Source organism: Hymenobacter sp., assembly GCF_036387835.1.
Lineage (GTDB): Bacteria > Bacteroidota > Bacteroidia > Cytophagales > Hymenobacteraceae > Hymenobacter.
Genome location: NZ_DASVSY010000009.1, coordinates 20,683 through 33,376, shown reverse-complemented (window position 1 = coordinate 33,376; position 12,694 = coordinate 20,683). Strand labels below are relative to the sequence as shown.

Genomic DNA, 12,694 nt, shown 5'->3' with positions numbered 1-12,694 from the left:
AGCTTTCAGTTTAAAGCTTAAACTGAAAGCTGAACTTCACACCAAAGTTTCGAGCGCCCGGCGAATTACGGTACGTGAGCCGGTGCAGAAAATCTACGCGAACCACCCGAAATATGTTCTCTACCCCGTAGCCAACTTCGGCGTATGGCAGCCGGCCCAACGGTTGAAAACGCGGTAGCGGCTCTCCACTACTCGGATCAAGCTCCGGAATAATTTCGTCGTTGGCCCTGTCGACACTGCCGTAGAGGATGCTGCCGGTGGCTACCAAGCGCCAGTTCAGCTTCTGGATGGCGGGTATCGAGTTTAGCAGAAAGCCTTCGAAATAGTGGTCGAAGCGCAGGCCAACGTACCGGTCGCTCACAAATTCGAAGTAGCGCATCAGGTTATAAGCGCCGGCGTTGTAGAACGGCGACTGGTTGCCCAAATGCGCTTTGAGCATTGGGTACGGCACCGTATTCGGTACGTAGCCAGCATCAAGGGTGTACTCGGTGCGGCCGAGCTGGCCGAGACGCACGCTCTGCGCTACAATCAGGTTGAGCTTGTGGTATTGAAAGTCGCCGCCTAAAAAGTTTTTGAGCCCTAATGTGTAGCGTACCGTGAACACCGGCAGTTTCTTGAGGCCAATGGGGGAGCGATAGTTCTGGTTCTGACTTTGCACCAGCACCTCGTCCGGCGCGTACCGCGACTCCAGCACCACTTCCGATACATTGAAGTTGTCTTCGGTGGGTGCGCCCGGCTCGACTTCATCGGTGTAGTAGGCAAAGCGGTAGAGCGGCCGGAACTGCTGCCGGCGCAATGTGAGTTTCTGCGTGAAGCCCCGAAACAAGTCGGTCTGGAACGACACCGAGGACAAGTCACGAAGCAGGGGCCGGCCGTTGTTGATGTTGCCAACCCGGGCCGAGGCTTCGAAAAGCGGGTTTTCCAGGGCGTAGTCGTTGTCGAGCAGGGCTACTTGGTCGATGTCGTGGCGGTGTTCGAAGCCGATGGTGGTCCAGGAGCGGCGGTCCAGAATGCGGGTGGCGCGCAAGCCGTACTTCAGGCGCGTGTCGCGGAGGCCGTACGCCAAGTAGGTGCGGGCCGTCCAGGTGCGGCTGATTTCGGGCGTGGTGCGGAAGCCAATGCGCGGCCGCAAACCTTCGATGTTGTTGTAACCGATGGTAGCCAGCACCGGCCCCACATCAATCTTACCGACCCGGTAGTAGCCATTCACCAGCACGTCGGCCACTTCCAGCAACGACCGGACTGCCGGCAGCTTGCGCACCGAGTCGAGCACCATCATCGTCTTCTGCTCCTGTACGGATAGCGAGTCGGGACGGTTCTTTTCGAAGTAGTCGGCTTCGCCTTTGAAGGCATCGGCCGCCGTTTCCATAGGCACGTCGTAGAATTCGAGCGGATGATACTTGCCGGCCTCGAAGTTGGAGTTGACGGTTGTGAAACGAGCCATGAAACCGGTGCTTTTGCCCGTGGGCCGAATACCAATCAGCACGCGGGTGCGCAACGGCAGCCACGGCCCGGCCGGGGTGGGCGTCAGTTCCTGCCACACTTTCACCTGCTCCACGAAGTTGAGGTTGGCATCGGGGCTCACCCGCAAATCGACCCGGCGCAGGGCGTACGACTTGGCGGTTATCCAGATGGTGCCGGTGAAAGCCAGGTCTTGCGAGCGGCGCGGCGTTACGGCTAGCTGGTAGCAAAAGTCGTCGCCGATATAAACCGAATCTTGGAGCTCGTACTCGTAGCTGAACTTCCAACCGTCGGCAATGGGCGAAACAAAGTCTTTGCCCAACAGCTGCTGCCAGTTAGGGTAGAAGTCCCAATCCTGAAAAGACGACCCCATAATCTGCGACACCACCGACCCTTCGCGGGGCGCAATGCCGCGCATCTGGTTGCGCTTGATTTCCTCGCGCCGCCTGATGGGCCGCTGATGCGCGTAGTAGCGCGACAACATCTCGGAGGCGAAGATGGGTACTATGGGCTTGCCGTCGGCGCCGCGTTCCAAGCCGATGCTATCGGCTACGGCCGTCATCTGGCGCAGCACCTTGCGGCGTGCTACCTGGTCGGGCAAGTTGTTGATGCTGATTTCAGTGCGGTTGTAGCTGTCGAACTCGAAGGCATCGAGGCGCTGCTTGTCGTTCTGAGGCTTATGCTGTTGCACCCGGCGCATAATAACGTACGCCGGATTCTCGGTGGGGCGCACTACTACCTCGTTTAGCGATACGGCGCCAGCGCCAAGGGCAAAGTCTATGGTCTGCGTGGCGGCTTGGCGGTTCAGGGCTTTCTTTACGGGCGTGAAGCCCATAGCAGAGGCCACTACGGTATCGGCGGGAGTAGTGCTGAGCTGGTAGCGGCCGTCGGCGTCGGCAGTAGTGCCCGCCGTGGTACCCGGCACAAAAATGGACGCAAACGGTACGGGCTTCTGAGTAGCAGCTTCCGTAACCCGCCCCTTAACCAGAAGTTGCTGCGCGTAGCTGCGCTTGGCTCCGGCTAGTAATAACAGTAGAAACAGTAGATAGCTAGTTCGGGATAGCAAGGGAGCAAGAGCGGATAAGCAAGTGAAAATCAATTATAAGTAGCCAGAGAGCTGTAATATACAGAATACGGGTGGGTAGCGGGTTCAGGTTAGGGTAACTAGGATATTTTAATCTATTCGGTTTCCGATAACTATTTCAATGTATGTCCATGTCGGATACATTATGTTAGCAATTTCTCCTTTGATACTTTCTAAAGTAGCCTGCATTTCTGAAATTAAATCCTTAGCTTATAGGAAGAAACCAATCCGTTTGTAAGCGTAATTACCGTTATGCGTCATTCCTTGCGATTATTTCTCATAGGCTTATCCTTTTTAAGTGGTTCGCTCGCATATGCCCAGAAAGAAGCAACCACTTGGTATTTTGGCCGCAATGCGGGCTTTAACTTCTCACAAGGTACTCCGGTCCCGATTGAGCGGAACGGGCTGACGAGAAATGGATTCGGTACGGCGGTCGTATCTGACCCACAGACGGGGCAACTACTCTTTTACTCGGATGCCGAAAATGTCTGGAACCGGAATCATCAACTCATGCCCCATGGGCGGGGGCTTCAGGGTTTTGCCTATCTGGCACAAGGCGCGTTAGCACTGCCTGTACCTAGGCAAGAGCACCAGTATTACCTCTTTACATTGCAGAGCGGCTACGACACGCCGGCGATGCTTTCTTACTCGCGTATCGATCTGCAGTTGAATGCCGGCTTGGGGGATGTGGTTGAAGTCGAGAAAAACCTACCCGTAGCAGGGGCCCTCAACCGGCAGTTAACGGCCATTCCGCACACTAACGGACAGGATTATTGGCTAATTACCCGGCGCTGGAACAGCAATGTCTTTCTCATTTACCAAGTAAATGCGCAAGAGATTACGCTGGCGCATACCCTTTCCTTAGGGCCCAGCCAAACGGCGGACCTCGGGAATGGGGACGGGTATCTGATGCCCTCCCCTAATGGCCAGAAGCTCGCTTATGCAGTCGGGGGGCGCTTTTCGCTGAGCTTGTTCGATTTCGATGCGGCCACCGGACTGCTGAGCAACTACGTCGATTTAGGCCCTTCGCTGGATGCGGGGGGCGTCTCGTTTTCACCCGATAACACGAAACTCTACGTGGGGAGCTTTGACGTCGTCGATCAGGCCCGCAGGCTGCGCGCCATCTTGCTCCAGTTTGACGTAGCGGCCGGCAACGCGGCGGCCATCCGCGCGTCCCGGATGAGTATCATTGCTGACAATCCGACGACCAATATTCGGGCCGATGAGCAGGGCGTGGAAACTTTTTATGCGTTACAGTTAGGCCTCGATGGCCGCCTCTATGGTAACAGTGGCTACACAGACAAATTTCTGCCTCTTCGGGAGGGACAGCGCTATATGTACGTGATCAATTACCCAAACCGCCGCGGTTTTGCGTGTCAGGTGTGGGCCCAGCCGTTTGCCTTTGCCAGTCAGGAAATTGGGGCAGGCTTTCCCAACTTCCTGCAAAGTTATTTCAATGGCCTCGAGCCACCGGCCGACGAACAAGGCCGTTGTGAGAACTTCTCGCTGACACTGTTTCCTAACCCTACCACCAGCGCTGTGCAACTACAGGTGCCGACTGCCTGCTTCCATCCTTATCAGGTTACTCTTTATAATTCAATTGGACAGTGCTTGTACAGGGAGAATATTCTCACCGCACTTTCAAATCCAATCGATTTGGGAAACTTCGCAGCAGGAATTTACTATTTCCAAGCACGTTTTTCAGACCGAATACTAACTACTAAAGTTCTTAAAAATTAAGCAGGGGTGTTAAGATTGCTACTTGTTGATAGTTAATTGCTTACGAACAAAAAATAGAAAACAACGGCCTGCTTGATCTGGCGTCCGCTTGCCGAAGCATCCACTGATAGCAAGTAAATGCGATGCACAATTGTGACTCTTGCGTAAGTGCCATTATGTTCATTTCCCCGGAGGGAAAAGTCCTCCGTCAACCCGGTAAATAGTAGATTTCCTGCCGCCGCTCCTGCGCTTACTGCACCACCACCTCCACCCGGCGGTTGCGGGCGCGCTGCTGTGGGTCGCGGTTGTCGGCTACAGGGTGGGCGCCGCCGTAGCCGCGTGCTGCTAGTCGCGCCGAGTCGATGCCCTGTTGCACCAGATAGTGTCGCACTACGCGGGCTCGCTGCTCGGAGAGGCGTAGGTTGAGGGCTGGTTCGCCTACGTTGTCGGTGTGGCCGGCTATTTCCAGGCGCAAAGCGGGTTGGGCACGTAGCGTGCGGGCAAGGCTGTTCAGGACCGGGCGCGAGGTAGGCAGCAGGCTAGCTGTGCTTTGGGTGAAGTACAGGTTGGGCAGCGTCACGGTGGAGCCGCGCGAGAGCGTGCGGAAGTCTGGCAAGGGAAGCACGGTGTCTTGGGGCGCTGGCGCCGGCAGTGCTGTAGGTTGCCGCCGAGGAAGTATTTGAACTACACTACGCGTTGCAGCGGGCCGCCGGGGTGGGGTGGGAGGTAGTTTTGGCGCAGCAGGTCGGGGTGCTGGTGCTGCGGCCACAGCTACGGCAGGCGGAGGCACAGATAGGTCGGGGTAAAGGTATTGTTGGGGCACCACCACCGGGTCACGGTTCGAGGCGCCGGGCCGGGTCCAGGAGAATATAGCGCGCGAGTCGCCTTGTACTTGGCGGTACGTGAGACTAACCCGGTACCACCGGCCAGCCGTTAGGCGCTGCGCAAAGTCGAGCGGAACGGGTAGTTTATTGAAAAACTCTTTGTCGAAGCGTGTCATGCTCAGAATATTATCACCGGCAAACGTCACGTCGTGCATATCATCGAACTCAGTGTGGAATACATACACTCCAGTTTCAGGGGCTAGTACGTAGCCCGTCCAGCGCACACTAAAGCCTTGAGCGGGTACGCCTGGTACGGGCGGCTTCTGCTGCCAGACTACCTGCACCACGGGCTCTATCCTCGTCAGAGTACCAGCGCCTCTGTCGGGTCCTGCAAAGTAGGTGGCGCGCAACCCGGCGCCTGGCGCCGCCGCTGCCACAGCCGAGGCCGCCACGGCTTCCTTCAAGTTGTTGGGCGGTTTGATGCGCATGGGCACCGGCTTGGGAGGGGCCGAACCCGGTACAATGCCAATAGTGCCTGTGAGCTTGTCCGAAAATACGGACGGCTTGGATGTTGGTATGGGTTTCGCCGATGCGGGTAGGGTGGGATAGAGGTAGCGGGAGGGAATCGGTTTTAAGTCAGCTACCGGCGGCATCGGCATCACCTCACTGGTCTCGCCAGGTAGCTGCCACGCGAGCAACGCCCGCGAGTCCCGAGCTGCTTGGTAGTACTCCACCCGCACCGAGTAGTAGTGCCCGGCAGTCATTTTTAAGTTTGCAGTGGCTACGGTTAACGGTTGGTGCTGCCAAGAGTCCAGTATTTTCCGGCCTCCTATCCAAACGCGCATTCCGTCATCGACGGCCATATGAAAAGTGTAAACGCCCGTTTTCGGGGCGTACACATGGCCGGTCCAGCGCACCGAAAACCACTCGCCCGGCACACCCGGCCCCGGCGACACAAAACGACTGTCATCAGGCCCTGAGGTCCAGTTGAAGTCAATGAGTTTATCGGTGCGGGTTAGTACTAGCTTTGTGAAGTTGTAGTCTTTGTAGTACTGGCCCCGCAGGCCCGTGCCTGCTACGGCCGGGGCGTTTTGCGCGCGTGTTGTTAGTGCCAGCAGCAACCAGACTACCGCCCAGCCGCCATACGTTTTGAGTTTTCCGCGCATTGTGAGAAACTATAGCTGCCCTGCCCAATATAAATTGGGTTTAGCTTCTTTTCAGCAACTTCCTGTTTAGAAGTAGTACTAGTGCTATCTCCCTGTAGTATTCACTTAAACAGAAATATGTTATGGCCGAGAAAAAAGCAGCCTCCGAAAAGAAAGACCCTTGTTGGAAAGGATACGAGAAGGACGGTATGAAAAAAAAGGACGGCAAGTCTGTCCCGAATTGCGTGAAGAAAGATTAAGATCTTCTCTAAGGGTATTGTCTTTCCGACGCAGGAGGAATCTGAGTGAAATCGTTCAACAATTAAACTCAAATTCCTCCTGCGTCGGAAGGACAATACCTATTCGGATAGCCGCTAAGATCTTCCCACAGGGTAAGAAAAGTATCTGTTCAGGCCCGCCTGATTTCCTTCTCTCCTTCTCTTGAAAAAAGCAAAATCCGCTAATTAGCAAGCCGGTCTGTTCTCGCAGGCCGGCTTGTTGCTTTCTGACGACTTGGCTAGTACCTTTGCAAGGTCACTTATCCAGAAAGACCGAGGGATTGGGCCCTACGACGTCTTGGCAACCTGAGTAAAACAAGGTGCCAACTCCCATTTCGTCCTGTTTCTGCGACGGAAGAAGATAAGTACGGAACCTGCACCCGCAGTTTTCTCTTTCTGGATGAGCTAGTTTAACGACGGCATTCTGTAAAGAGAAATATATGAAAACCCACTGTCCCGACTCCCCGCTCTACGACATTCTGCAACGGCGCATTCTGGTGCTCGACGGCGCCATGGGCACCATGATTCAGCGGCACCCGCTGGAGGAAGCAGACTTTCGGGGCGCCCGTTTTGCCGACCACCCCAAGCCATTGCGGGGCAACAACGACCTGCTCAGCCTCACCCGCCCCGATATCATCAAGGGCATTCACGCTGAGTATTTCGCAGCCGGGGCCGACATGGTGGAAACCAACACCTTCAGTGGTACCACCATTGCGCAGGCCGACTACGGGCTCGAGGACATTGTATATGAGCTGAACTACGAGTCGGCGCGCCTGGCCAAGGAAGCTGCCGACGAGTTTACGGCGCAGAACCCGGCCAAGCCCCGCTTCGTGGCCGGCGCCGTCGGCCCAACTAACCGTACTGCTTCTCTTTCGCCCGACGTGAACCGGCCGGGCTTCCGCGCCGTGACGTTCGATGAGCTGGCTACGGCCTACCACGAGCAGGTGCGCGGCCTCATTGATGGCGGCTCCGATGCCTTACTTATCGAAACCATCTTCGACACGCTCAACGCCAAGGCAGCGCTGTACGCGGTGCAGAAGTTCTTCGATGAAGGCGGCCGGGTGGTGCCCGTCATGATTTCGGGTACCATTACTGATGCTTCCGGCCGCACCCTGTCGGGGCAGACGGTGGAGGCTTTTTGGAATTCCATTCGCCACTTGCCGCTGCTGAGCGTGGGCCTCAACTGCGCCCTCGGCGCCGACCAATTGAAGGTGTATGTGAAGGAGCTGAGCCGCATTGCCGACGTGCACATTTCGGCTTACCCGAACGCCGGCCTCCCCAACGCTTTCGGTGGCTACGATGAGTCGGCGCAGGAATTTGCGGGTGTGGTGGAAGGCTACCTCTCCGACCGCCTCGTGACGGTGGTGGGCGGCTGCTGCGGTACCACCCCGCAGCACATTGCCGAGCTAGCCAAATTGGCTGATAAGTACGAGCCACGCACCTTGCCGGAAGTAGTACCCGCCACGCGCCTGAGTGGCCTGGAGCCCTTCGGCATCACCAAAGAAAGCCTTTTCGTGAACGTGGGCGAGCGATGCAACGTGACGGGTAGCCGCGCGTTTGCCCGTCTCATTCGTACCGGCGCTTACGAGCAGGCCCTGCAAGTGGCCCGCGACCAAGTGGAAGGCGGCGCCCAAATTATCGACGTGAACATGGATGAAGGCATGCTCGATTCCGAGCAGGCCATGACCACGTTCCTCAACCTGATTGCCTCCGAGCCCGATATCTCGCGGGTGCCGGTGATGATAGACTCTTCGAAATGGAGTGTGCTCGAAGCTGGCCTCAAGTGTGTGCAAGGCAAGAGCATTGTGAATTCTATTTCGCTGAAGGAAGGCGAGGAAGTGTTCAAGCAGCGGGCCCGCACTGTGCGCCAATACGGCGCGGCTATGGTGGTAATGGCCTTCGACGAGAACGGCCAGGCTGATTCCTACGAGAAGCGCATCGAAATCTGTAAGCGCAGCTACGACATTCTGGTCAACGAAGTAGGCTTCCCGGCCGAGGACATCATCTTTGACCCCAACATCCTGACCGTGGGCACCGGCATGGAAGAACACCGCAACTATGCGCTGGACTTCATCGAGGCCGTTCGTTGGATCAAGCAGAACCTGCCCGGTGCCCTCACCAGTGGCGGCGTTTCGAACATCAGCTTCTCGTACCGCGGCAACGACGTCGTGCGCGAAGCCATGCACTCGGCTTTCCTTTACCACGCCATCCGGGCCGGCCTCGACATGGGCATCGTGAACCCGAGCCAACTGGCCGTGTACGACGAAGTGCCAAAGGACCTGCTGGAACTCTGCGAGGACGTACTCCTCAACCGCCGCCCCGATTCCACGGAGCGCCTCGTCGATTTTGCCGAAACGGTGAAGCAAAAAGACAAAGTGGAAGTGGTAGCCGATGCGTGGCGCAGTCTGCCGGTGCAAGAGCGCCTGCAACACGCCTTGGTGCGCGGCATCACCGAGTTCATCGATCAGGATACTGAAGAGGTACGTCAGCAAGTAAAACGTCCGTTGGAGGTAATTGAAGGCCCCCTGATGTCGGGTATGAACGTGGTGGGTGACCTGTTTGGCGCCGGCAAGATGTTCCTGCCGCAGGTAGTGAAATCGGCGCGGGTAATGAAGAAGGCCGTAGCGTATCTGGAACCTTACCTGCTGGCCGACAAGCAAGGCTCGGAGCGCCAAACGGCTGGTAAGATCTTGCTGGCCACCGTGAAAGGCGACGTGCACGACATCGGCAAAAACATTGTGGGCGTAGTACTGGCCTGTAACAACTTCGACATCGTGGACCTGGGCGTGATGGTGCCATTGGAGCGGATTCTGGACGAAGCCATAAAGCAGGAAGTGGACGTTATCGGACTCAGCGGCCTGATTACACCTAGCCTCGACGAGATGGTGTACGTGGCGCAGGAAATGGAGCGGCGTGGCCTGAAAACGCCGCTGCTCATTGGCGGCGCTACCACTTCGCGCCTGCACGCCGCCGTGAAAATTGCGCCCAACTATTCGGGCCCGATTGTGCACGTCAACGACGCCTCACGTAGCGTAGGCGTGGCGGCGGGCCTGCTTGGTTCTGCCAAAGACGAGTACGCCCGCACCGTGCACGACGAGTACCGCCAGTTGCGGGAAGACTACGCCGGCCGCCAGCGCGACAAGAGCTACCTCAGCATCGAGGCCGCCCGCGAGAATGGCTTTAAAGCCAATTGGGAAACCACGCCCATCGTGAAGCCGACGTTCCTAGGTACGAAAGCCCTGGAGGACTATGATTTAGCCGAACTGGCTACCTACATCGACTGGACGCCTTTCTTCCAGACTTGGGAGCTGAAAGGCCGCTACCCGCGTATTCTCACCGACGAGAATGTAGGCGAAGCCGCCACCCAACTCTTCAACGATGCGCAAGCCATGCTCAAGCGCATCATCGACGAGAAGCTGCTCACTGCCCGCGCGGTTATCGGCTTCTGGCCCGCCAATACCGTGGACTACGACACCGTGCAGGTGTTCAAGGACGACAGCCGCACCGAAGTTGCCAGCGAGTTCTTCACGCTGCGTCAGCAGAGCGAGAAGGCCGCCGGGGTTCCCAACTTAGCCTTCTCCGACTTCGTGGCGCCGCTGGAAACCGGCCGGGCCGACTACATCGGGGGCTTTGCCGTAACGGCGGGCATCGGTATTGAGAAGCACCTCGAGAAGTTCGAGGCCGAGCACGACGACTATTCCAGCATCATGATGAAAGCCCTGGCCGACCGTTTGGCCGAGGCCTTCGCCGAGCGCCTGCACCAGCGCGTGCGGGAGGAGTTCTGGGGCTATGATCCAGCTGAGAGCCTGTCCAACGAAGATCTTATTCAGGAGAAGTATAAAGGAGTGCGCCCGGCGCCTGGCTACCCTGGCTGCCCCGACCACACCGAGAAAATCACGCTCTTTCAGTTGCTCGACGCAGAAAACCAGACCGGCATTCAACTCACCGAAAACCTGGCTATGTACCCGGCTTCGTCGGTCAGTGGCCTCTATTATGCGCACCCCGATTCCCGCTACTTCGGCTTGGGCCGAATTGGCGCCGACCAGGTGGCTGATATTGCGCAGCGCAAGAACATGCCGCTGCCAGAGTTGGAGCGTTGGTTGATGCCGAACCTGAACTATGAGCCTACTTCGGTGCCCGTAACCGCATTGTAAACACGTTCCCGTTCTTTTCTTCCGGGGAAGGAACGTTAAACTAAAAGATCCATCCTGTGCTTAGCTAGAGCTAAGACCTACATTATCCCCGATACCTGCACCATTTAGTGTTTCCTTTCAAAGGAAACGCTAGAAGCAGGGCCCACGTTATGAAAGTAACCGAACATCTAACCCGCGCCAACGGCAAAACGCTATTTTCCTTCGAGGTACTGCCGCCGCGCAAGGGCGAAAATATCGAAAACCTCTTCAGCAATATCGAGCCGCTGATGGAGTTCAAGCCGCCGTTTATTGACGTGACGTACCACCGCGAAGAATACGTGTACCGTCAGCACCCGAACGGCTTTTTGGAGAAGAAAACGGTGCGTAAGCGGCCGGGTACAGTAGGCATTTGCGCGGCCATCAAAAACCGCTTCGACGTCGATACGGTGCCCCACCTTATCTGCGGTGGCTTCTCGAAAGAAGAAACCGAAAACGCCCTCATCGACTTGCACTTCCTCGGCATCGATTCGGTGCTAGCGTTGCGCGGCGACCCAATCAAATCGGAAGGCTCTTTCAAGCCGCACCCCGACGGGCACGCCTACGCCAGCGACTTGATTGGCCAGGTAGCCGACCTTAACAAGGGCGAGTACTTGGATGAGAAGCAGGACGACACCTGGGCCACTAATTTCTGCATCGGCACGGCTGGCTACCCCGAAAAACACTTCGAAGCGCCCAACTACGGCGCCGACATCCGCTACTTGCGCCACAAGGTAGACCGGGGCGCAGAATATATTGTGACGCAGATGTTCTTCGACAACGAGCAGTTCTTTAAGTTCGAGAAAAGCTGCCGCGAAGCCGGCATTAACGTGCCCATTATTCCGGGCCTGAAGCCGCTCACTACCAAGAGCCAGCTCACCATGCTGCCGCGTACGTTCTTCCTGAACCTACCCGAGCCGCTGGTAGAAGCCATCAGCCAGTGCCGCGACAACGATGCCGCCCGGCAAGTCGGCGTTGAGTGGTGTATCAACCAAAGCAAGGAGTTGATGGCTCACGGCGTACCGAGCCTGCACTACTACAGCATGGGCAAGTCGGAAGCTATTCGGCGAGTAGCAAAAGAGCTGTTTTAGATGATAAACGGCTAACAAAGCACAAATAGCAAGCATCAGCGACAAGCCAGCATCTCCCTGTGAGGTGCTGGCTTGTTACTTGTATAGAGAATTAGAACAAGCCCGTGGGCCGGAGCGCGACACAAGAATTTCTTTCCCGAGGAGTTGGTGTTCAATACGAATCACTAGGCTTTCGTACAAAGAGAGACGTTGCACCACGCTTTTAGCACGCTGGTTTCATTTTCACTTACCTCTCCACTATGTCAACCCTTGACGAGCTGTTTGTGCGCCTGCGGGAAGCCACAACGCCGACTGAAATAGAAACCCTGCAAAACGGCATTTGGCAATTTTGGCTTACTCCGGGCGAACATGTTCTAGACAAACACCTTGAAGCAGGCATGCGGGCCTTATCGGCTGGCAATTACACGCAAGCCATAACTGACTTTACCAAGCTCATTGAACTGCAGCCAGCTTATGCCGAAGGCTGGAACAAGCGGGCTACGGCGTATTACCTACGGGGCGAGTACCGCGCTTCCCTGGATGATGTGCGCGAAACGTTGCGCCGGGAGCCGCGGCACTTCGGGGCTTTATCGGGCTGGGCCAGCATGCTCCGGACCCTCACCGATGACCGAGGCCTGCTACGAGTGCTGCTGCGGTTAGAGCAGCTTTGTCCGCATTGGCCGGGTCTGCAAAGCCAACTCCGCGAGTTACGCGACCGATTGAGCGAGTCGGAGGAGTAATTCGCGGATTGCTATTGTGTTATTATTTTACTATTTGTATATTTCCGGAGCTTTATTCCTGTACGCTATTCTCTGTCATGAGTTGCGATTCGCTTTAGTAGTTGATTTTAAGTGGAATAAGAGAAATGATCAGCAGATTAGCATTTCAGGAGTAACAGTCAGAATTTGTATTAAAATAATAAAAAATTACTCTTTGTAGTCTCG

General features: G+C 56.4%; 6 protein-coding genes and 1 riboswitch. Of the genes, 4 read left to right on the top strand and 2 right to left on the bottom strand.

Annotated features, from left to right (window positions below; genetic code table 11):
- Positions 1–10: 10 nt before the first annotated feature.
- Positions 11–2,527, bottom strand: a complete 2,517-nt coding sequence (locus VF639_RS01725) for a DUF5686 and carboxypeptidase-like regulatory domain-containing protein (protein WP_331144151.1) — start codon at positions 2,525–2,527, stop codon at positions 11–13.
- A 270-nt stretch (positions 2,528–2,797) separates the two neighbouring features.
- On the opposite strand from VF639_RS01725, the gene VF639_RS01720 reads away from it, so the two are divergent.
- A complete protein-coding gene (locus VF639_RS01720) occupies positions 2,798–4,285 on the top strand; it encodes a T9SS type A sorting domain-containing protein (protein WP_331144150.1) in 1,488 nt (495 codons plus the stop codon).
- Positions 4,286–4,514: 229 nt separating this feature from the next.
- Here the strand turns inward: VF639_RS01720 and VF639_RS01715 are convergent, their stop codons facing one another.
- Entirely contained in the window at positions 4,515–6,254 is a 1,740-nt protein-coding gene (locus VF639_RS01715; RefSeq protein WP_331144149.1) for a PA14 domain-containing protein, read from the bottom strand.
- Between the two features lie 514 nt (positions 6,255–6,768).
- Positions 6,769–6,879: riboswitch (SAM riboswitch) on the top strand.
- 72 nt (positions 6,880–6,951) lie between these two features.
- Between VF639_RS01715 and metH the strand changes: the two genes are divergently transcribed.
- The 3 genes from metH to VF639_RS01700 all read left to right on the top strand — a co-directional run bounded on the left by metH (position 6,952) and on the right by VF639_RS01700 (position 12,490).
- On the top strand, positions 6,952–10,665 hold the full coding sequence (metH, locus tag VF639_RS01710; RefSeq protein WP_331144148.1) for a methionine synthase: 3,714 nt from the start codon (positions 6,952–6,954) through the stop codon (positions 10,663–10,665).
- A 149-nt stretch (positions 10,666–10,814) separates the two neighbouring features.
- Positions 10,815–11,771, top strand: coding sequence for a methylenetetrahydrofolate reductase [NAD(P)H] (metF, locus tag VF639_RS01705; RefSeq protein ID WP_331144147.1), 957 nt, complete (start codon positions 10,815–10,817; stop codon positions 11,769–11,771).
- Between the two features lie 239 nt (positions 11,772–12,010).
- Positions 12,011–12,490 carry a tetratricopeptide repeat protein gene (locus VF639_RS01700; protein ID WP_331144146.1) on the top strand — a complete coding sequence of 160 codons (480 nt, stop codon included), beginning with the start codon at positions 12,011–12,013 and terminating at the stop codon, positions 12,488–12,490.
- Positions 12,491–12,694 lie beyond the last annotated feature (204 nt).

Excerpts from the sequence above, each read along its gene's own strand:
- VF639_RS01700 (WP_331144146.1), top strand. The coding sequence starts at position 12,011 with ATGTCAACCCTTGACGAGCTGTTTGTGCGCCTGCGGGAAGCCACAACG.
- metF (WP_331144147.1), top strand. The coding sequence starts at position 10,815 with ATGAAAGTAACCGAACATCTAACCCGCGCCAACGGCAAAACGCTATTT.
- VF639_RS01720 (WP_331144150.1), top strand. The coding sequence starts at position 2,798 with ATGCGTCATTCCTTGCGATTATTTCTCATAGGCTTATCCTTTTTAAGT.
- VF639_RS01715 (WP_331144149.1), bottom strand. The coding sequence starts at position 6,254 with ATGCGCGGAAAACTCAAAACGTATGGCGGCTGGGCGGTAGTCTGGTTG.
- metH (WP_331144148.1), top strand. The coding sequence starts at position 6,952 with ATGAAAACCCACTGTCCCGACTCCCCGCTCTACGACATTCTGCAACGG.